The sequence below is a fragment of the Candidatus Nitrososphaera sp. 86-2 genome (assembly GCF_056726185.1).
The window spans coordinates 968,923-988,642 of sequence record NZ_JBWZON010000001.1 but is presented as its reverse complement, the minus strand read 5'-3'; the positions used below and the strand labels follow the sequence as shown (position 1 = coordinate 988,642).

Sequence of the window (19,720 nt, the reverse complement as noted above, 5' to 3'; positions counted from 1 at the left end):
AGATAGTCATTTTATGTTACCAAATGGTTAAGCGACATCATTGGTTGGTTGAGAACAAATTAGCTAGTAACTCGCTCCAGCTAGTCGCCACTAGAAAGGTAGTTTAGCCTGCCGCTTGTCATCCCAGAAAACCTCTTCGAGTCCTAACATTTTGCGGGTGTCTGCAGCCGTTCCTGGCCCAAAACCTGCGAAGTGGTTATTTGCTGGAACAATGCCGAGGGGTACGTCCGTCTTCTTCATAATGTCCGTCCAATATTTTATCTCATTGAGTCTATCTCGTTGAATCTTGCCAAAGTCCTTCTCATCGATGCTCCTGTCGCCAATAAAACGAACGTACACAAAATCCGCTGTTACAACGGGCGGGGCCTGGATTACATCGAGCTGGTTCCAAACAAGGCATATTTTGTTGTCTTTGAGCATTTCGTAAAACTCTTCATTGAACCAAGAAGGCTGACGGGCCTCGACCGCGTACCTGTATCTGGTGTCAAGGATATTGCAGAAGTTCTTTAGAAGCCTAAATCCCGTCTTGAAACTAAGCGAGGGTGGCATTTGTATGAGAAATGATAGGTTCTTTTCCTTCAAGGGGCTTAGGCTGGAATAGAAGTATTCAAGCTCACGGTCGATATTGTAAAACGCCTTTTCATGAGTTATCGTCTTTGGCATTTTGACAGTAAACCGAAAGTTTGCGGGCGTATTCGTGGCCCATTTTTTGACCCTGAAAAGGCTAGGCGTTGCGTAGAATGTTGAATCGACCTCTACATAATCAAACACCTTCGAATAGTATTCTAGCCACTTACCGGCAGGAAGCTTATCGGGATAAAATGGGCCCTTCCAAGCTGAATAGGACCAGCCAGAACAGCCTACCCTATACTCCAATGTATGAATACTATGCGTAGACGCGGGTTAAATCTTAGCTCCCTCCCTCCCCCTAGGTGACTAGCTCGGCTATATCCACCCCGCCGAGAGCTGGCCGGTGAAATGGTCCGAAAGCCCCTTTAGCCCAAGCAATCCCAACAGGCCAAAAGAAACACTCACACTCGAAAAATACTGTGACCTGCTCCGCACGGGCATCACTGACAAACACAACCCAATTGTCATGAGAGATGCAATCGTCAGGATAATGATAATCAGGCATGGACCACGAGACAGAGAGGAGATTCATCGCATTCTGACAGGGCTTTACTTGCTAAAGGAGGAATCGACCAATGTTGAGGAAACGCAATTTTACTTGCGGGAGATAGAAGCATATGAGAGACTTTATTTCTGGCTCTATAAATGACCGCGTTTTTCGCTTTTTCCCTCATCTCCTAGCTATCTTATATAGAAGCTCCTTCTGTAAGCTCAGCTACCATGGGAGCGCTTCAGTTCGCAGGTAGAAAAATACTAGGAATAGTCATCGTCGGAGCCGCACTATTATTTGGCGTATCAATCATGGTTGGCGGTAGCTTCAGCAGCAATATCTGGGCCAGCATCATAGGATTGATTATCCTGATAGTAGGTGTAGTCTTTGGGCTTTACTTCTGGCGTTCCGCCGATCGTCATGTCTGACTACTCAGTCGTCCTAAGGTTATAGCTCGGATATGTCAGGCGGAATAGATGAGAACTGGGATTCAGAGAACATAGACTACAAAGCCCTGGATAAATTGCAGGACTCCATCAAGGATGAACATGCCGGGCATGGGTTAAAACTCATAGTAGGTTGCCGTGCGTGCATCTATCGCGCGGCGTACAAAGTTCAACATGACGATCAGTATAAGCCTCAAGCATTAATTTTTCTGGCAAAAATCCCGATTGCCGAGATAAATGATGCAATACGTGATGTCAGCGCGGCAATAAATAACTACCAGCAGGTTAAGCCATTTGAAAGGAATGCGATCTAATCTAGGTTAGTAATCACCTATTTCTTTGCTTTCGGTAAATTCCAGCGTGCATTTTTGCACTTGGCGCAAGCAATAGGCGGGAAGGGCTTATCCTTTCTCGGTAGCCACCGATGACCGCAGATATTACAAACACAAATTTCCGCTTTTTCTATCGGCATTGCTACAATACTGTTGGTAACACTAATGGTTATAAGTCTTATGACATAGAGCTATATACTACCATTAGTAATACTATTGGTAATGGCTATGAAGGAACATAGGAGAAACCAAACAAGCAAACAGTACAAACCGCTAGAGGAAAAAAGGATTGACGGCAGGAAATACCTTTACGGCTTTACCGTGAGGGGTAGGGCGGCAAAGGTCATTATGGAGAAGGCCGACAGGTGTGATCTTGCCTTTCTGCAAATTCCAGACACCAAAGCGGGCACTATGCAGTTTTGGATTTACAAATAAGGACTTGAGAGCATGACCAACAAAGACAATCTTAGCCTTTCAAAACTGTCCGCCAAGGTATCTTTTATTATCGTGGGATTTTGGGCGGTCGCAATGTCGGTTTATCTCATTTCATTGAAAGGACACATGCCGGACATCGCACAATTTGCAAACATCGCAGCCGTGGCGCTTTTCTCTACATGGGTATTAGCTCTTGCTGTGGCTTGGATTGCATATTTCAGAAGGGCCAAGATTAGATAGAGCGGAACAGCTTTTAACAACCATGCCGATAGAATCCTAGAAGATGGCTCTCAAACCACAAGAACCCTTTTTGAAAAAGATAGCTGAAAAAAACGGCCTGTATTTTCTTGCGGTCGCGGTCGGAATAAGCCTGATAGCTTCGATAACTGAACTGTACCTGCCAAATCCAAACCCGATAACAGGCTGCATAATGTTCTGCTCTATCGCACTATTGGGTGTAGTCCTTGTCGCCCGCACAAAATACAGAAAGATCGTCAACAATAACAAACCCTAAAGCTATCTCTTTCCTTTATTTTATCGTAGACAAAGAATAACGTATCTTTCAAGCGGGCGGTAGTTCATAGTGTGGGCGCTTGGTGGAGCGCATATACCGCCCGCTTGTTTATTATGGTGTAGCTTAAAGCTATCCTCCCGCATAATATTCCGTGTCTACAATTACCACCACCGCAGAGCAAAAGATGCGGCAAAGGCGAAAGGCCAAGATTTTTCTTTTGATGCACGAAGTTGCTAAAGTCGGGCTTGTCGGCGGAACTATCACAGCAGCCGCCTTGATAGCTGCTGGCTTTATCATAGGGGGTTAAAAAGTAAGTGCGCACCGCCGTTAGCTTTCTCTTATTCTTCTATTGTGTAAACTGGGGGATCTTCTTCATGGGCCAAACACTGGGTGTTAGCGCGATTACTCAACAAGCAATGAATTTTACACAGACAAGAAACGAGATGCAAGGAAACATTACGGCCGCAAATTCAGGCGCAAGTTTTGGAGTCGATAATCCCTTCGGTGATTTTGTTCAAGCCCTACAACTTGCTTGGTATTACTTCAACAATCTCATGCTAGGCGGTACAATGATGCACGTATTAGGCACTTTGGGCCTGAATGAAGCCTTTACACTACCATTGCAGGTAATTGTGATGTTCTTTGTTGGATTAGCAGTCTTCTATATTCTGTCAGGCCGTGGAACTGAGCTGAGCGCCTAATGAGACAATCGACGAATTACGCAAAATGTGCAAGCCTGCTCCTGATCGGCTTGCTGGCACTATCTGTTTTGTCCATGGTAGTCGGTCAGGTCCAGAACGCCAGCGCGCTTTCTCCTGCCACCTTTACCAGCCAGCCTACTTTTACAAGTCTCAATTCTGGCAAGTGGTCTAGAGTCTGGCAGGACAGCGCGACGCCGACCACCTACTTTATCGACATTAATCAAGGCAACCTGAAAGTCGTCAGAGTAAACAACGCGGATGGAACCGTAAACGCAACGGTCAGTACAGCCCTTACAGCACTTACAACCAATAGCGCAATATCAGCCGTGGAAAAGGTCGGCGGCGTTAACCGTGTATATTTCGCCCAAGTCAACAGCACAACCGTCCTTACTACTTCAATCGTCAACATCGACACGGGCGCAAAAATCAGTACCGCATATCTTACCGTCTCATTAAGTTCTGCAACAGGTAATCTTGTAGGCGTTACAACTACCGCAAACGCTGTTTATTATATGGTAGGTGGCGGAAGCGGCGCAAATAACCAAATTAACACTTACAGGTCTACGCGGGCTTTGGGTGGAATGACGAGCATAGCCGCTCCTAACTTGACTATACAACCCTCAGAGATTGCTTGCGAGTCTGCAACTAGCGGGGCGGCGATAGCCCAAGATGTAACATATTGCGCTTTTCCTTCAGCGTCAGCCGTTCAGGCGAGGATTCTAAAGGTGACTAGCTCAACCTCTGCGGTCTTGGGTAGCTTTGGATCGGCTGCGGTGGGTAGCACTATAGGCATGGCCGACGTTACCGACAAGGAAATAGTTAGGATGGTTCAGGGTGGCGTAACTAGCACATACACAATAACAAAATCTAATGACGCAGTATCAAGCGCGCAATTTACAGACACTTGGTTAACTTGGCAAAAACAGCAATACGACTTTGACGGAACCACAAGGACATACAAGACAGGCAGCGCCGCTTACTATGCGACCGCCTCAAAAGCGATCGGCTATGCGGCGACAACGGGCACATTCGGGCCTCAGCCCATGTATGTAGAAACCGTAACACCTGGAACGGGCACCATTGCGGGCGTATCATCGACCTTTTATAATTTGTCTAGCGGTTTGGTAGTCACTGGAAGCGGTACGACTTGGACGCCAATGACGGTAACAGCCGCAACGACGTTTAGCCCTACCACGTACACGGAAAAATTGCTTTCACCGCTTATAGCAAATACAACAATCCTTTCAACAGGCGGATTAGTTCGACTTATTTGTGATGGGAATTATGCTTATCCTCAAGCATCAACCCTATATGCTGGCAACTCTACCGACTGTACAAAATGGGTTGTTCTGGCTTCTAGTTCCGCCACAGTAGGCCGTGAGATATTCGGTCCATTTACTACCACATCTAATCTAGTTCATGCAAACACTTTCGATGGTTATCTATTTCAGATTAATGCAGCCGACCCCACACTTTACCGCCTTAAATCCTCCTATAATGGTAAAGTCGTGGACGTTGCAGACTTTGATAGCTCGGGCCAATTACAACAGCGGTATTTGTTTGGACAGTGTTATAATGTAGAGGTTACAAATACAAACACTGGAGCTTCCGCCCTTGTCGGCAACATCTGCGCCAACGACGCCACCACCAAAAACATCAACATTAACACCGTTCAGATTCCTATTAACTGGCAGGGCGGTACATGGGCTTGGAATATGCAGCGTACCAACGGGGCCAATATTACGCAGTTAGGTAATGTGACTTTTACAACTGAAAAGAGCATAGAGCCGTATAATGCCACCGTTAACTTTGTGGATAATATCCTCGGAAACCCAACATACAATCAATGGTTCAATTTCACGAATGTAAGCGGCCAGATTACCATGACGGCCCCCAATGTGAACAATACTTCAACCATTTACATTAATGTCTATGAAAATGGCGTACTGGTCGTGAGGGCAGTATCGGCGGGTTCGGTATTATCTATCCCTGACATATTCGGCCCGTTGGGTAATGTCTTTGGCCTTACGGTAGGTGGCTTTTTCATTATCCTGATAGCTGCAATATTTCCAAGGGGAAGCCCACAGATCGCAATGCTGGCAATCCTCATCACGAGCGGAATCCTTGCAGTAATGGGCTGGCTTGGAAGTGTCGCGATATGGTACTGGCCTGTACTGGTAGGCTTGGCAGCGATTGGAATCTTTGCCAGTGCGAGGCGGAGTGGCGGCTAATGATGATGTCGCTTATAGCTCGCCGTTAACCAAGTTTGTTTAATTAATGGCGAGCGAAAACCCGACAGAAAACGACCCATACGAATTATTTTTAGAAGCAATCAAGACCCCTGCGACAAAGAAAACCTACTGTTTTGCACTGGATAAATTCATGGATTACTGCAATGTGAGCGACGCAAAGAATCTACTAAACGGGGAAATACCGCAGCTAGAGGATAAGGTCTTGGCGTACATCCGATACCTCAACAGCCTTGATAACCTGTCAAATTCATCAAGAAACGTGCGAATTTTTGCCGTTAAACTGTTCTATACAGTCAACGGCAAACAACTCTTTTGGGATCGGCTTTTGAGGTTCAAACAGTCAAGGCAAGAAGCAACTACAGACAGGGCTTACAGTCGTGAAGAGATAACGAAGATGTTAGACCTTGCCAAGGACAACAGGACAAGGGCCATAATTCTGATTTATGCAACATCAGGAATAAGACTCGGCGCGCTTGCTGGCCTGAAACTTGGCGATCTGCGGTATATGGAGTCTGATAAACTCATGGCCCTGAAAGTGTACGCGGGTCAGCCAGAACAATACGAAACTTTCATTACGCCACAAGCAACCAAGTATCTAGGCAAGTATCTGAAAGAACGCTTTAAACGGCTAGACAGCCTGCCAAAAGACCAGCCCGTAATCGGCCATGAATACTATCCGGAGCTACCCTTGGAAGCTGAAACAATCGGTATTGTAATAGGCGACTTGGCAGTAAAAGCAGGCATCAGGACCGAAGGCGACAACTTTGCAGAGCGAAAACAAATCATGCGCGTGCATGGCTTTCGCAAGTTCTACAATACCGTTTTGACTCTGACACCTGGATTATCGACACTGAATAAGGAGATTCTTATCGGCCATGATGTCGGCCTGAATAACAACTACATGCGGCCGACACTGGATGAACTACTAGGGGAATACCGTAAGGCGGTGAAGGCACTAACCTTCAACTTTGATAATCCTATAGCAGAAGCCCCTAAAACCGCATAATAGGGCGCTCCTAAAGTTGTAGGAATTTTTTTCCCCGTTTAATTTGTATTAAACAAACCGTATTGCATTAAACAAATTGCTGTGCGTTATCCGTCAAACTAAGCGTTCCATACTGCAAAATGAATAGTTCTTGATAGTTGGATTCTGTAAATTATTCAAGTGTGCAGTTATACCATTAAGACAGTTAGACAACCTGTTTTATTCGATTTGCACCCTTTGTTTAACGCATGTTTCTTACAAGATTCTATTCAAGAAACGTAATACTTGGATAGTTAGAAGCTCTGACCTTCGAGTTATCACAAGTTTTTAACGCTGTTTGAAGCCCTAAACACTTGAATTTATTGTTTTGAATAATTTGCACCTTATTGAGCGTGATACAATCACTATATACATAATAATATAGACAGTAATCAGACAAACAAGCAAGCCAGCGCACACCGCCCCGCCCTGCTCCAAGTCGTTTATAGCTGAGATAACCTATAGAAATAATGGCAAAGCATGAGCTACAACAATAATGCACAATTGGACGGTGACTACTATGGGCCAGTAACTAACTGTAACGACTGCAAAGAACAAATCTGCTTTAATGGTTTTGTCAGAAGCCCAAAGGGCAAGATGCTACCGTTCAATTATCCTGCTATGACATTACACAATTGCCGTAACCAGTACGCCAAGTATGGCGTGCATGAGCCAGACAGTAGAGAGATATTGTACATGCAAACTATTGTTGCTATTCTCTCTAAAGGTCTACAGACAAAGAAGGTTAAGCTCGTCATAGAGGATAAACAACAGGCGAAACGTACAATCTACAAAGCACCCGACAAGATAGAAGATGCACATCTTACCAACATTCAAAAAATGCTGCTAGCAAGTCGGCAGTAAGATTAGAATCCCTTAAAGCTCAGGACAAGTATATTTTTCTGTAAATGTCCAGTTATTTAGGACAAGTCTCACCCGACCGCATAGCCCTTAATCAGCAAGCCCGCCAAGCCCAAGCCGCACAGCAAGCACAGGAACAGCAAGCACAGGAACAGGCGCAGCAGATAGAGCTTGCACGATTGCAGGCCGAACAGGAAAAGCGTGATGCTGATTTACGCGCCGCTAACTCTAGGGCCGCAAGCGACCCGCTAGCACAGCAAGGACGTTCTGCCGCCCGACTGACCGAGATTTTATCATCAGGCCATGCAATCAAGCAATTACAGGATCTTGGTATAGATGTTGATGCTCTTAGTTTTACGAGAAACTCAAAGACAGGGGCCATTGAAAACTTACAAGGCTTCAAATTTGTGGAAAATCCAACTAGCAGTGAAAATCCTTCACCTTTGGGCCAGAGCAGCGCGCCAGCGCCCGAGACGCCTGTTTTCGGTGGCCTGACACTTTCACAGGCAAAGGCAGCATTTCAAAACCGTGGAACGCCTGATATGTCAGTAACAGAGAGAGGCTATGCACAATTGCAACAAGCACAGATACAAGCAGGCGAATATTACACAAAGCCTGTTTTCGGTAGTCTGACAGCCGCACAAGCAGCAAGAGGGTTATACATTCCAAATGAGCGAATCACTCAAGAGAATACGGCTGCAAACATCAATTCAGCCTATGAAGCATCAAAACCCGTCGAAAATCCTAACTTGTCAGATTTTGGCATGGGCCAGCCTGTAAGCGGTAGGCCGAGCAGTTTTGAGCAACTAGGCGCATTTAACACGTTTTCACGCTCAACCGTCACACTTAGGCAATCACCGCAGCCAGCTTCCAATAAAGAGTATTTTACACCTGATATAACAAATCCTTTTGATATTAGGTCACGAGACATTCAACCTGTACAAACTACTGAAAGGCTAGCAACACCTGCAACTAATCCAGATTTTGGAGAGAGTATTAAGGCAGGCTTTCAGAATTATTACGGAAATATACCCGCAAGTATTCAACAACAATATGATTTGAATGCTTTAGGGAAAACTGATGTTAGACTAGCCCCCGGTGTAGAGCAGGCTTTTATCAGTTCAATATTTACCGCAATGAAGGACCAGCCAGCAGGATTAAAACAACTAGGCCAAATTGGGAAGGAAATAGCGGAAAATCCAGGTTATGCAATAGGTTCTTTGGCAGGTACAGCGTCTCTCATTGGTTCGACTTGGGGATATGGTGAATTAGCTAATGTAGGCAGAGAGGGTATAATGGGAGGTTTAAACACCTTACGTGTAGCAATAAGACCCCAAGGAGCCTTAGATCTGGCAGGACAGGCAGCCGTTAAGGGTTTGGGTACAGAAGCCATTTTGTCAAGGGCGGGCGTCGAGGGTGCAGGCGTAGAAAGCAAGACAATACCGTTTATCACTAATCCAAGGACGGGTGAGATGATACCGCTTGATTATGGCGTGGGCGGGCGCATATTTACAAAGAGTGCAAGTATTCCATATCCAAAGCTAGTAACTCAAGAGATAGGCCAGACAGGCGAAAAACTAGGGCTTGCGGTAGGTAGAAAGAGCTTTTCCGTGCCCGCATTTCCTAAAGGCATCTTGCTTGAGAGTGAAGGTTCTAGAGTAGTTGTAAGCGTTGGCAAGGGTGCAAAACTGCAAGAACCAATAGCAGAGATAGGACGGGCCGAGTCTGAAACCCTGCGCAACCTGTCAGGGCAAACAGGCATGAGCGGCGGAAAATTCACAGAAGTGCAGTCCGTACCCGTGTTATCAGCAAAAAGGACAACTAGTATATTCGAGCCTGAAAGGACAATCAAACCGCCACAAGAAGCAGGATTAACTACCGCGCAAAAGCTATCCACTGAAAACCCGTTATTGACATCTTCAATAAAGACAATCCAAAGAAGCAATGCACCTTTGCCAAACATGCCTATTTTCTCTTCTGAATTTACAAAGCCATTGCCGCAACCATTTACCAAGATAACTTATGTGCAAGAAGGGATTTTCGCAGGTGGAATAAAGAAACTAATCCCAAGCACTTTTACAAAGCAGGCAGAGAGAATAGATGCAAAAGTAGCAAAGCCCATTGTAGAGGATTTAGACATAGCTGATTTTACAGGCCAGACACAGCAAGCATTCCCGAAGGGTACAATAGTTGAATTTCCAGAAGGCACAGCCAAAACAGCCCTTTCATATTTCAAACAGCGTGCGGCAGGTCAGCTTGAAAAGGACGCTATAAGCAAGGTGCTCGGCAAGAATGCAAGACCTTTTGATTTTGGATCAGGTGCAAGCAAGGCGACAGGTTCAACAAAGCAACCAAGAACGTCTTTCACCGCACTAGAGAACATTGCACAGCAAAACTTCGATTCTACCTTGAAGCCCTTTGCAGCTAGTAGTAGCTCAAAGAGCATAGCAAAAACCTTGGGTGTTTCCGCAGGCGCTAAAGCCACAGGCGGCATTTTGTCAGGTCTAGGGCTTGGAGATTCAACGAGCGAGGCTAGAGGTTCAACCTCAAGGACAAGTGAGATAGAAACGCAATCCCTGAAAAGCCCGCCTGGATTTGGCCTAAGTAGCAAAGGACATTCGAAAAGCCTTGATGTTGAAAAGGTCATTAATTCAATAACTCCAAAGAGCTTAAACAAGAGCCTTACAAACAACCTTACAAAACCCTTTACAGGCCAGACACAAAAACCCGTTATTGATGTTGGACTAGGCAAGGCGCAAAAAGCAGTCATAAACACCGACTTGCTGACCGACATAATACCCCTTCTTTCACCTGTCACAAGCCCGACAACGGGCCAGACTCCAAAGGTAACGCCAATTGTCTCTACCGACATACTGCTTACAACAACTCCAGTATTCCCAACTCCTACCATAGAAACGCCAAGAACGCCACTAATTCCGTTTATACCGTTTGGCTTTGAAGATGAAGAAAGACCACGCAAAAAGAAGGGAAGGAAGCTGCGCTATGGTGAAAGGACATACAGAGCCAACGACATACTAAAATCGTTCAGCCCCTTCTTGGCCGACGCATTAAAGGGCATAAAGATAGAGTAGGATAAGCCCTTTATATCACCTGTACATATCTACAAATGTGCTGGAACGACTCTCCACCCTAAGAGCACGATATTTCCTATATGCTGTGCCGGTGGCTTATCTGGTCTTTCAGCTAGCGACTTATGACCTTGCAATATGGAGCAGTTATCTCTATAACAACGCTGGCCCCGAAGTTTTGGGTAAGCTACTTTTCAGCCTCGATGTACAGTCTACCCACTATCTAGCAGATTCAATGCTGGCCCTTATGGTTGCACTTGTCGGCTTTGCAATTACAATCCGCATAGCACAGAACAAGTATAACGAGAAACTACCACAAGTACCCTAGACATGCCCGCCATGATTATACAGCGAAGCGCATTTGAAATTTGTTTCAATCGAGCCTTGGAAAAGCAGAAAGGCTTGTGTTATGGTTGCGGGCAGGCAATGACTAGGGATCAGAAACTAGCAGTCAGACATTGCAAGACTAACAAATATTATCATGCAAGCTGCGCGAAACGCTTGCATATCATACTGTAGAAGGCATGAAGGGTTAAAGCTAGCCGTAACAACATTCTATTGTTGGCTACAGTCCTACAGAACGCACCGACTACAATCAAAAAACCTATGTTCGGGCAAGACTTGGTTTTATGCTATCTTGTCGAATATGGCGGTACGGCATCAAGCAAAGACCTGCATGATTTTATTGTGAACAAAGACGGCCCTGTTATCAGTGGGCCGATGGTCGAAAAGGCTTATCGAGGATTGCAAAAGTGGGGCTTCTTGAAACCAGCTATCAAAATAGAAAGGCATGTAAGAACCGCATTCTTGCCGTTCAGACTGACTCAAGAAGGAATAAACCACTATCATAACTATCTCAATAACAAGCTTTCAGACTAGGTTTTAGCCCATTTTTTACCGAGTTAGGTATAGTTACTCAAGCTCAAAACGGTTAAAGCTGTTCGCGTACAGAATAAGGATAAGCAGAAATACGCCGGACAAGGCACTAGTCAAACATTGGCTTTGACCTGGAACCTATGGCGGATTGATGCGGCAAAAACGTCTTATCAAAGAGGCGTCAGACAATGCGGGAAGGTAAAACAACCTTCCAGACATTCTTACATCCGCGCTCGGCCCTTCATAGCCATGTTGCGAGTTGGGCGCGGGTTTCTATTCTCGTCGGTGATTAGCCCTGTATCATTTGCTTTCTATTGTCGATTGTCTTTATCAAATCGCCTAGTGCTATTGCTACTACCACGATATTCAGAATCCATCCATACAAATTATAAAAGAAGAAAAGATACGTTATGACTACCGCCACTCCAATCGACAAAAAGACGATTCCTTTTCTTTTCATGCCTAGATAGAGGTGTCCAACTCCTGCAAGCAAAAGGGTAAGGATAATCGCAGTAATGTAATACCTTCGAGTCATATCTGGAAGGTAGTTATAGTATTATTTACCTATTCAAGCTGAAACAGCTGCTTATCATGAGTAGATTATTCATTGAGTCCGCGCTCGGCCCTTCATAGCCAGGTTGGGCGCTCGGGCGTGGGTGTGTTACTCACTTTCTAAAGTCTTTAGTCAATAGCTAACATTTAATGGACAGGATTGGCGTCGAAAAATAACGGGGTATGATGATGTGGTGGCTGAAAGATCCCGATGATTGTATATACCACTTGCTGACCCCAAAAATTTAACCGTCGCAGCCACAGCCGTCCTTGCTCATGTCGTACTTGCCGATGTTGAATTTCTTGGCACAGGCATCGCATACGCTCTTGCCATAGTCTATCTTGGCGTTGCAAAACGTGCAGACCATGTCGTCGACCTGTTTCAACAGTTACAAAAGCGCGCAGATAATTTTTAAATCTTGTGTCTATTATCGATGTAGATGTTAGTAAACTGAAATCTTGTGCATCATGACAGGATTCAAAGTACCTGTGGAGTTTATGGAAGTTATGGTAAATACCCTTACATCATAATCTCCGGGTTTGTCTGGCGTCCACGAGAAACCAACCCTTGGCTGATGGCCCGGTTCCAGCGCGATTTGCTGGAGTGCCAAATACTTGGTCAAGCCCTCAGAGTCCCTGACTTCAAGCGCTATTGTGGCAGGATAATCTACAATATCACAACCATTGTTGATTATAATCTGCACAGACACTTGTGATCCCGCCGCCGCTTGTTTTATTATATTGCCGTTGACATCTCTAAACCCAATCGCCACTGCCTTGATTTCATACTGCAAACAATGCTGCTGGCTGCTCTTGACAACAACCTTTGTTTCGCTATAGCCCAAGATTTCGGCGTACGCGTTGCTTGCAAAAGACGCGCACAGCAAGACCGGGATGATGCCTAGTGCGATCAAGCCTGTGACTTTCAGCAACTACCTGCATAGCTAACAAGCGAAGATAAAAAGAGTACGGATCAATATTACATCGGCGCAATCAGGATCTTTGGGCGATTAGGCTCTTGCTTTGGGCGCCCATCAATAGAATGACATTTTATGCAAAGCGTCTGTCCGTTTGAAACGAGCCAAAGATCTGGACAGCGTAATGCTTGCTCAACCATAGTGATGCCATTTTCTTCTCGAATTTTATAAAATGGCTTGATGTGATGTGCGTTCAAGCTGGTTCCGCGTCTGCCGCATTTTTGGCAAGTGAAGTTGTCCTTTTGAAATACCTTTGAACGCCATACTTTGTATTCAGCTAATCTCCTGATCCTTCTACTAAGCTTAGAGACGCCACCTTTCCAACTAGGATTCTTGCTGCCAAACTTGGCATGTTGCGGCATTATTCGCCCTTTCATGCTGTTTGATTTTCCACTTTTGGCTGCAGAAATTTTTAAACGACTTTCAAGCGAATGTGTCTTGCCCTTGAATGGGTTTGCAATTAGACTTCTCATCCTCCTGTCATTGCCCTTTTTCCATAGGTCGTGATAACGGAGATGCTTGTAGCATTTTTTGCAGTACGGCTTGTCTTCATTGTTCCAACACCAGTTGCCTATGGTAGTTATTGCAAAACACCGTGTGCATGAAAATATAGAATAATTTTCCAGTACAATTATTGCTATCTTGGTGCTATTAGTATTTTTGGCCTATTGGGAGTACTATGATGGCAACGCTTGCCACAGATGGGGCAGTTCTTCCTGTCGAGGAATATGCACTGACAGATGTGGACCTTCATGTAACTTTCTGCAGCCCTGCTTGGCTCGCCCGTGCCGTTGCAGAACGGGCATTGGGAATCCGTTATCTCGATGACTCCCTTGCCTGCACATACGGGGCAGTGTTCCGCCTGCATCATATCCGCTACAGCATAACCAGTGTTATTTAATCATTCAGTTTGAAATAGCCGAGTTTGTTATAATAGTGGCACCGCCAAAGCTAGTTGATGACGATGATAAGCGACGGGCTTGTACGCATTGCCAAGGGAGAGGTGCTCTCTGACGAGTGGAGCAGGCAGGTCTACTCGATGGACGCAAGCCACTATGAAATCAAGCCCGCGCTGGTTGCGTGCCCAAAAGACGCCGGCGACGTGCAGACGATATGCCGTTACGCGTTTTCAAAAAAGGTGTCCGTGGTGGGGAGGGGCGCGGGAACCGGCCTGCTTGGACAGTCGCTTTCGGATGGTGGCCTCGTGCTTGATTTTGCAAGGCACATGAACAGGGTGCTTGAAACAGGCGACGACTATGTAATAGTCGAGCCGGGGATAGTAAAAGGCGTCCTTGACAAGGAATTGAAAAAGAAGGGCAAGTTCCTGCCGCCGGACCCTGCCAGCAGCAACTATTGCACAATCGGGGGCATGATAGCGGACAATTCAAGCGGCGTGCACTGCCTCGGGTTCGGCAACACCATAGACTTTGTCGAGGCACTTGACCTTGTATACGCGGACGGCTCTGCCGGCCATGCAGGCGAGGATAATTTTGACGCCCGTATGGAGAAACTAAAGATGCTGCTTGCGCCAAGCGCTGAAACTATAATCAGCAGCTACCCAAAGGTGAGCAAGAACTCGTGCGGCTACAGGCTCGACGCGGTGATAAAGCGCGGTTTTGAGCCACACAAGGCCATCGCCGCGTCAGAGGGCACGCTTGCGCTCGTCACATCTGCAAGGCTGCGGGTGCTGGACCTGCCGCAGCACCGCTTTCTTCTTGTGGTTGGTTTTGAGGACCTGCTTGCCGCGGTAAGGGCGGTCCCTGCGATACTGGAATCATCGCCGGTCGCCCTTGAAATGCTGGACGCAACGGTTCTTGCGCTGGAGAAAAGCACAGAGACTGGATGCCTCCTGTACGTCGAGTTTGCCGGCGACAGCCGCGCCAAGGTCGAAGCGCAGATGGCAAGATGCAGAGACAGGATGACGGCCGCAGGCGCCAAGGTAGTGGAATACGCGACTGACGAGCAGAGCATGGCTAGGATATGGGCCGCAAGAAAAGGTGCTCTTGGAAACATCATGAAGATGACGGTTGGAAGCAGAAAGCCGATTGGGCTCGTGGAGGATACTGTAGTACGGCCCGAGATACTTGCCGCGCATACGGAAAACCTGCTTGTCGCGTACAGAGACAACAAGCTCGACTACGTCATGTACGGCCACGTGGGGGACGGCAACATACACACGCGGCCTCTAGTCGACACGGATTCAAAAGCCGAGTCGGAGATGATCGGCGCGCTTGCCTCCCGCGTCTTTGCACAGGTCATAGCAAGCGGCGGGACGATAACGGGCGAGCACGGCGACGGCCTTGCGAGGGTCGGCTACATCGAGCAGATGTATGGTAGAAAAATCACCGCGCTCTTCAAAACCGTCAAGGAACTTTTCGACCCCGATTGTCTTCTGAACCCCGGCAAGAAAGTACCGTTTAAGAGCAGGCGCAATGTGTAGCTGGCCATAATAATGCCAGCTGCCTGGAAGGCGAGGAGCGCGGAATTCAAGAGACTGTGGGGGTACTCTGTCGGCCTGTACGGAGTGTGGGTCGCGCACGTCGGGCGCAGGACGGGGCTATTTGACGCGCTTGTACAGGCCGATGCGACTCCCGACGGCCTTGCGGCACAGGCCAATTTCGACAGGGATGCAGTGAGGGCGTGGTGCTCTGCAGCTGTCGCACTTGGCTTTTTGAAGATGAAAGGCAAAAAGCTGCACCTGCCGGCAAGGATGAAAGAGATCCTCCTTGACAAAAAAAGCCAAAACTACCTTGGAGGCCAGTTCTCCTACATTGCGCTGCGCAGCCTAGAGTATGGCGGGCTTGAAGAGCTGGTAAAGACGGGCAGGACGCGCGATATGACCTCCACGTTTGAGGCGATTGTGGAGGCGACCGACTGGGACCACAACGCGTTTCTGTACGCTATAAAAACCAACAAGGGCCGCAAGCTGCATGCAATGCTCTCCAGAGGGTGCAGGGTGCTTGACGTCGGCTGCGGCACCGGCACGTTCATTGAAAAACTGCTGCAGGGCTACCCGCGCTCATCCTTTGTGGGAGTCGAGCCGTCCGAGGCCGCGCACAGGGCGATGGAGATGGCCGCCGGCAAGCCTGTAGAGATACTGCGGGAGACCGGTGAAGCGATGGCTTTTGAGAATGAGTTCGACCTCGTCTACCTAGGCGAGTCGCTCTATGCGGCGTCTGACAAACAGGCGATAGTGTCAAACTGCTACCGCGCGCTGAAAAAAGGCGGCGCGATTGCGATAGTGGAAGGGCTCTTGCCCGAAAAGACAAGCGACGAGAGCAGGTTGATAATGGGTATGCAGGTGGACTTTTCCTTGCAGGGCTACCGCTTTATGACAAGAAACGAAGTAGAGGCTCTGCTCAAGGCAGCCGGCTTTACCAGAATGGCCCTGCAGGATTTCGGAGGCTCGCTGTACCTGGTCACCGCGTGGAAGTAGTACTAATCGGTTCCGAACATGCCGAGCATGTCAAAGCCTTCCTCAGACTTTGTCTTTATCTCTGCGATGGATATGAGGTGACCGTCCGGATCCTCGATTACCGCGTGCTTGCCAAACGGTTCGTCCTTGGGCTTTTTGAAGAACTTTACTTTTTTCGCCTTTAGCTCCTTTACCGTGACGTTCATGTCGGCTACCATAAAGCCGACAAGCATTCCCGTGCCAGAGCTTACCATGCTCTTTCTCTTGGCCGGGGTGAGCGCTAGTACCGTGCCGTCCTTGAAGAACTCGGTCCAATCCTTGGACTTGCTCTTTAGCTGCAGCCCAAGCGTGTCCTTGTAGAACTTGACCGACTTGTCCATGCTTGAGACGAGCAGTATGACCGCGCCGACTTTTTTGAATGCCAAAACTAGTCCACCTAGAGAAATGTTGGGGAGGTAAATTAAGAACTTATCGGAGGTGGTATAGGCATTAGTTAACGACCCTTACACAAGCTTTGTAAGTGCATAACTGCACATAGCAGAGAAAAAGAAAGAAGAAAAGGGCCTCACTCTATTGAGGTCCGCGGCTTTGGCTTTACACGAGCGCGCTGCCTGCTGTAATGATGTCATACGTGCACATCAGTACAGGTGACGGTTTTGCTCATGGCCAGTGATGGTGATGCTCCTTTCCATTATCGCAGTTGCAGTCGCATTCGTTTCTTCCACTGGATATGTCTTCGCGGTCGGCGGGTATCGGGGGCGATATGAAGATCACGTTTCCGTTGCCGGCATCAACAAATACAATGTTGACAGTACTGGACTGTACATTGGCAATGATGACAGTGTACACGAGAAAGTTGTTTACTATGCTCAGATGGCTGTCAATCACGTTTCCGCTCTTAAAGTGAGTTTTTGCTACTTCTTCCGCTCTGTCGTGCTTGATCTTTAGATTAGCCTCTGAAAAGTTCTCCACCTTTTGGTTGTTGGCTACTTTAACCGACCCGACGACTTGCTGTGTTACCTGTACGTTGTTGGTGTTAGTGTTAGTATTGGTATTGGTATTGTTGAGGAGATTGTTGTTTGTATTAGTATTGTTGCTTGTGTTATTGTTGGTGTTAGTGCTGTTGTTAGTATTGGTGTTAGTGTTAGTATTGTTGTTCTCAGATGGAGCGGTCAAAGTGTTATTGTTCTCTTGAGGAGTAGTCCCGGTGTTGTTGTTTCTAGGGGGAGTCGTCATAGTGTTATTGTTGTTCTCCGACGGCGGCATGGTCATAGTGTTGTTGTCATTGTTATTTTCCGGAATGTTCATCGCGTTGCTGCCTCCTTCTGGCGTTGTTGATTGAGTATTGTTGTCCGTGGATTGGTTATTCAGATTATTGTTACCTTCCGGGGTAGATGTAGTGTTATTGTTCTGAGCGGTCAGGGCACCGTCGCTGCTGGTATTATTCTCTTGAGGGACGACCGGAGCATTATTGGCTGTATTGTTGTCTTCAGAGGGTGCAGTCAGAGTGTTGTCATCGTTATTGTCGTTTCCCTGGTCGGTCGCGTCTTGTGCCAAAACATGCGGCATGGCGTATGCAAAGGATGCAATCGCCAAGACAGCGACCAAAAGAACAGGGAGCAGAAACTTTTTGGTTCCTGTTAGATTGGACATTACCTTAAATATACAGTTATAATTATAATGAGTTGAGAAAAAAATGATCAATAACGAGATTAGTTTGAAAATCTAAGGATAATATTGACGAAACAATCTATTTCTAACAGTTTGGCTCTATAGAAATTATCCCTATTATTGATGCTGTTATGGTGCCAGAAAGAGACTAAAAAATACAACTCGTGTTTCCTTTTCTCCTCCAAACTGCATAAACCCCGCGTTCTCGGCGCAAATTCTAGAATAAGATCTAGGTAGTAACTTTCACAATCGATTTTAGAAACTATTGCCATTCTTCTAATTACTATGGTGGAAATGCAAAGAAAGAGTATGTCAAGTCCGGATGAAACAAGAAAATTCGATAACGGGAAAATCGACCTAACAAATCTTGGAGAAGCAACAATTGGCAAGGCAACATTTGAACCAGGATGGAAATGGTCCACGTCTGTGAAGCCCATCGTCAAGACGGATTCTTGCAAGCAATCTCATACGATGTACGTGATTTCCGGCAGGATGAGAGTCAGAATGGACGATGGAAGCGAACAAGAATTTTCTGCGGGTGATACGGGACTAGTGCCTCCAGGACATGACGCGTGGGTAGTAGGAAACGAGCCTTGTGTGGCAATTGATTTCACTGGCGCAAAGACTTATGCACAAAGTAAGCCCTGATTCAGACCCGTTGTTGCTGGAGAGTCATGGTAGAATTCAATCACTGAGAATTTGATGATGATGATGGCCCGCCGGGTGTGACAAACCTTTGAAGCGTGAAACAGGATGCCCGGCGGAGCCAGTACCTCATTATTACGTACTAGTACGTCCCGACCATCTCTTAAAACAGTCTAGTGTACATTGCAACTAGATGCAAATCCTGAAGGGTTATATCGAGTGCCTGTCAAGCCGAATGGTGCTAAAACCAATTAAGACAAGACCTGCATCAAAGACTACCACCAATTCGCCCATATTCTGTATTGTCTGTTCTAAAAATGCCACAATGGAAGCGTTATTCCAACTGGATGAATGTATGGTAGTTCAGAAATACTGCGAGAAATGTCTGGATAAAGCAGAGTATGAGTTGCCGTCACATTAGCGATTCCAAACATAATACCGCGACACTATCTGTTAGAAGTCAAAAAGCGGGAATTGTCCAGGTAGGCCAAACCGTCGCCTTCTGCCGCCTCTTCAAAGCATTTGCGACAAAAGTCCTGGTCGTCGATAAGACGCTGCTCAAAGGACAAAGTCTCCGCGTTAATGGGATTAAGGCACTGAATGCAATCTTTCATAATTCTTCCAGCCTCTCCAAGACCTCCTTAACATTAAGCAGGTCATCAGTAAGAGTCTTGCGCTTTTTCAGAATGTTATACTTTATTTAGTTGCCTTTTGTAGACGGGGCTAGCTTTTGGCAGCAGCAAACGACAAGGACTTTGGTACATTGTCGTTCATGCTTGGATATGATATATGAGAGTAGGATAGCAAGTC

General features: G+C 46.7%; 24 protein-coding genes. 16 read left to right on the top strand and 8 right to left on the bottom strand.

All coding sequences use genetic code 11. From position 1 onward, the window contains the following. Positions 1-90: 90 nt before the first annotated feature. Positions 91-876, bottom strand: a complete 786-nt coding sequence (locus ACYOR7_RS06010) for a DUF72 domain-containing protein (protein ID WP_479913391.1) — start codon at positions 874-876, stop codon at positions 91-93. Positions 877-973: 97 nt separating this feature from the next. Between ACYOR7_RS06010 and ACYOR7_RS06005 the strand changes: the two genes are divergently transcribed. From ACYOR7_RS06005 to ACYOR7_RS05945, 13 genes are all read left to right on the top strand, one after another. Then, a complete protein-coding gene (locus tag ACYOR7_RS06005) occupies positions 974-1,279 on the top strand; it encodes a hypothetical protein (RefSeq protein ID WP_479913390.1) in 306 nt (101 codons plus the stop codon). A gap of 301 nt (positions 1,280-1,580) precedes the next feature. Further along, entirely contained in the window at positions 1,581-1,880 is a 300-nt protein-coding gene (locus ACYOR7_RS06000; protein ID WP_479913389.1) for a hypothetical protein, read from the top strand. Positions 1,881-2,120: 240 nt separating this feature from the next. Further along, positions 2,121-2,333 carry a hypothetical protein gene (locus tag ACYOR7_RS05995; protein WP_479913388.1) on the top strand — a complete coding sequence of 71 codons (213 nt, stop codon included), beginning with the start codon at positions 2,121-2,123 and terminating at the stop codon, positions 2,331-2,333. A gap of 12 nt (positions 2,334-2,345) precedes the next feature. After that, positions 2,346-2,573 (top strand): hypothetical protein, encoded by a 228-nt coding sequence (locus ACYOR7_RS05990; RefSeq protein ID WP_479913387.1) that lies wholly within the window; start codon positions 2,346-2,348, stop codon positions 2,571-2,573. A 43-nt stretch (positions 2,574-2,616) separates the two neighbouring features. Further along, complete coding sequence (locus ACYOR7_RS05985) at positions 2,617-2,847, top strand: hypothetical protein (RefSeq protein WP_479913386.1); 231 nt, start codon at positions 2,617-2,619, stop codon at positions 2,845-2,847. Positions 2,848-2,998: 151 nt separating this feature from the next. Beyond that, complete coding sequence (locus ACYOR7_RS05980) at positions 2,999-3,154, top strand: hypothetical protein (RefSeq protein ID WP_479913385.1); 156 nt, start codon at positions 2,999-3,001, stop codon at positions 3,152-3,154. Positions 3,155-3,221: 67 nt separating this feature from the next. Then, entirely contained in the window at positions 3,222-3,548 is a 327-nt protein-coding gene (locus tag ACYOR7_RS05975; protein WP_479913384.1) for a hypothetical protein, read from the top strand. Next, complete coding sequence (locus tag ACYOR7_RS05970; protein WP_479913383.1) at positions 3,548-5,779, top strand: hypothetical protein; 2,232 nt, start codon at positions 3,548-3,550, stop codon at positions 5,777-5,779. The genes ACYOR7_RS05975 and ACYOR7_RS05970 overlap by 1 nt, the downstream gene beginning before the upstream one ends. Positions 5,780-5,825: 46 nt before the next feature. Then, positions 5,826-6,806: a hypothetical protein gene (locus ACYOR7_RS05965; RefSeq protein ID WP_479913382.1), complete on the top strand. Its 981-nt coding sequence runs from the start codon at positions 5,826-5,828 to the stop codon at positions 6,804-6,806. Between the two features lie 498 nt (positions 6,807-7,304). Continuing rightward, complete coding sequence (locus ACYOR7_RS05960) at positions 7,305-7,688, top strand: hypothetical protein (RefSeq protein ID WP_479913381.1); 384 nt, start codon at positions 7,305-7,307, stop codon at positions 7,686-7,688. Between the two features lie 44 nt (positions 7,689-7,732). Beyond that, complete coding sequence (locus tag ACYOR7_RS05955) at positions 7,733-10,777, top strand: hypothetical protein (protein ID WP_479913380.1); 3,045 nt, start codon at positions 7,733-7,735, stop codon at positions 10,775-10,777. A gap of 37 nt (positions 10,778-10,814) precedes the next feature. Then, entirely contained in the window at positions 10,815-11,102 is a 288-nt protein-coding gene (locus ACYOR7_RS05950; RefSeq protein ID WP_479913379.1) for a hypothetical protein, read from the top strand. Positions 11,103-11,335: 233 nt separating this feature from the next. Next, positions 11,336-11,653, top strand: a complete 318-nt coding sequence (locus tag ACYOR7_RS05945; RefSeq protein ID WP_479913378.1) for a hypothetical protein — start codon at positions 11,336-11,338, stop codon at positions 11,651-11,653. 286 nt (positions 11,654-11,939) lie between these two features. Here the strand turns inward: ACYOR7_RS05945 and ACYOR7_RS05940 are convergent, their stop codons facing one another. The 5 genes from ACYOR7_RS05940 to ACYOR7_RS05920 form a co-directional block, all read right to left on the bottom strand. Beyond that, positions 11,940-12,185, bottom strand: coding sequence for a hypothetical protein (locus ACYOR7_RS05940; RefSeq protein WP_479913377.1), 246 nt, complete (start codon positions 12,183-12,185; stop codon positions 11,940-11,942). Positions 12,186-12,447: 262 nt separating this feature from the next. Continuing rightward, a complete protein-coding gene (locus tag ACYOR7_RS05935; RefSeq protein ID WP_294806332.1) occupies positions 12,448-12,588 on the bottom strand; it encodes a hypothetical protein in 141 nt (46 codons plus the stop codon). 57 nt (positions 12,589-12,645) lie between these two features. After that, positions 12,646-13,134, bottom strand: coding sequence for a hypothetical protein (locus ACYOR7_RS05930; protein ID WP_479913376.1), 489 nt, complete (start codon positions 13,132-13,134; stop codon positions 12,646-12,648). Between the two features lie 47 nt (positions 13,135-13,181). Next, positions 13,182-13,652, bottom strand: coding sequence for an HNH endonuclease (locus tag ACYOR7_RS05925; protein ID WP_479913375.1), 471 nt, complete (start codon positions 13,650-13,652; stop codon positions 13,182-13,184). Between the two features lie 164 nt (positions 13,653-13,816). Continuing rightward, entirely contained in the window at positions 13,817-14,050 is a 234-nt protein-coding gene (locus tag ACYOR7_RS05920) for a hypothetical protein (RefSeq protein ID WP_294805909.1), read from the bottom strand. An 87-nt stretch (positions 14,051-14,137) separates the two neighbouring features. Here ACYOR7_RS05920 and ACYOR7_RS05915 point away from each other — a divergent pair, with 87 nt between their 5' ends. Together ACYOR7_RS05915 and ACYOR7_RS05910 are read left to right on the top strand one after the other, a co-directional pair. Then, positions 14,138-15,619, top strand: a complete 1,482-nt coding sequence (locus tag ACYOR7_RS05915; RefSeq protein WP_294805907.1) for an FAD-binding oxidoreductase — start codon at positions 14,138-14,140, stop codon at positions 15,617-15,619. A 12-nt stretch (positions 15,620-15,631) separates the two neighbouring features. Then, on the top strand, positions 15,632-16,615 hold the full coding sequence (locus tag ACYOR7_RS05910) for a class I SAM-dependent methyltransferase (RefSeq protein WP_294805905.1): 984 nt from the start codon (positions 15,632-15,634) through the stop codon (positions 16,613-16,615). Positions 16,616-16,617: 2 nt separating this feature from the next. Here the strand turns inward: ACYOR7_RS05910 and ACYOR7_RS05905 are convergent, their stop codons facing one another. Both ACYOR7_RS05905 and ACYOR7_RS05900 read right to left on the bottom strand, forming a co-directional pair. After that, positions 16,618-17,019: a VOC family protein gene (locus tag ACYOR7_RS05905; RefSeq protein WP_294805903.1), complete on the bottom strand. Its 402-nt coding sequence runs from the start codon at positions 17,017-17,019 to the stop codon at positions 16,618-16,620. Positions 17,020-17,254: 235 nt separating this feature from the next. After that, a complete protein-coding gene (locus ACYOR7_RS05900; RefSeq protein ID WP_479913374.1) occupies positions 17,255-18,247 on the bottom strand; it encodes a PepSY domain-containing protein in 993 nt (330 codons plus the stop codon). Between the two features lie 327 nt (positions 18,248-18,574). Between ACYOR7_RS05900 and ACYOR7_RS05895 the strand changes: the two genes are divergently transcribed. Beyond that, positions 18,575-18,913, top strand: a complete 339-nt coding sequence (locus tag ACYOR7_RS05895; protein ID WP_294805899.1) for a cupin domain-containing protein — start codon at positions 18,575-18,577, stop codon at positions 18,911-18,913. Positions 18,914-19,720: the final 807 nt, after the last annotated feature.

Excerpts from the sequence above, each read along its gene's own strand:
- ACYOR7_RS06000 (WP_479913389.1), top strand. The coding sequence starts at position 1,581 with ATGTCAGGCGGAATAGATGAGAACTGGGATTCAGAGAACATAGACTAC.
- ACYOR7_RS05995 (WP_479913388.1), top strand. The coding sequence starts at position 2,121 with ATGGCTATGAAGGAACATAGGAGAAACCAAACAAGCAAACAGTACAAA.
- ACYOR7_RS05990 (WP_479913387.1), top strand. The coding sequence starts at position 2,346 with ATGACCAACAAAGACAATCTTAGCCTTTCAAAACTGTCCGCCAAGGTA.
- ACYOR7_RS05985 (WP_479913386.1), top strand. The coding sequence starts at position 2,617 with ATGGCTCTCAAACCACAAGAACCCTTTTTGAAAAAGATAGCTGAAAAA.
- ACYOR7_RS05975 (WP_479913384.1), top strand. The coding sequence starts at position 3,222 with ATGGGCCAAACACTGGGTGTTAGCGCGATTACTCAACAAGCAATGAAT.
- ACYOR7_RS05970 (WP_479913383.1), top strand. The coding sequence starts at position 3,548 with ATGAGACAATCGACGAATTACGCAAAATGTGCAAGCCTGCTCCTGATC.
- ACYOR7_RS05965 (WP_479913382.1), top strand. The coding sequence starts at position 5,826 with ATGGCGAGCGAAAACCCGACAGAAAACGACCCATACGAATTATTTTTA.
- ACYOR7_RS05960 (WP_479913381.1), top strand. The coding sequence starts at position 7,305 with ATGAGCTACAACAATAATGCACAATTGGACGGTGACTACTATGGGCCA.
- ACYOR7_RS05955 (WP_479913380.1), top strand. The coding sequence starts at position 7,733 with ATGTCCAGTTATTTAGGACAAGTCTCACCCGACCGCATAGCCCTTAAT.
- ACYOR7_RS05940 (WP_479913377.1), bottom strand. The coding sequence starts at position 12,185 with ATGACTCGAAGGTATTACATTACTGCGATTATCCTTACCCTTTTGCTT.
- ACYOR7_RS05925 (WP_479913375.1), bottom strand. The coding sequence starts at position 13,652 with ATGAGAAGTCTAATTGCAAACCCATTCAAGGGCAAGACACATTCGCTT.
- ACYOR7_RS05920 (WP_294805909.1), bottom strand. The coding sequence starts at position 14,050 with ATGATGCAGGCGGAACACTGCCCCGTATGTGCAGGCAAGGGAGTCATC.
- ACYOR7_RS05915 (WP_294805907.1), top strand. The coding sequence starts at position 14,138 with ATGACGATGATAAGCGACGGGCTTGTACGCATTGCCAAGGGAGAGGTG.
- ACYOR7_RS05910 (WP_294805905.1), top strand. The coding sequence starts at position 15,632 with ATGCCAGCTGCCTGGAAGGCGAGGAGCGCGGAATTCAAGAGACTGTGG.
- ACYOR7_RS05900 (WP_479913374.1), bottom strand. The coding sequence starts at position 18,247 with ATGTCCAATCTAACAGGAACCAAAAAGTTTCTGCTCCCTGTTCTTTTG.
- ACYOR7_RS05895 (WP_294805899.1), top strand. The coding sequence starts at position 18,575 with ATGTCAAGTCCGGATGAAACAAGAAAATTCGATAACGGGAAAATCGAC.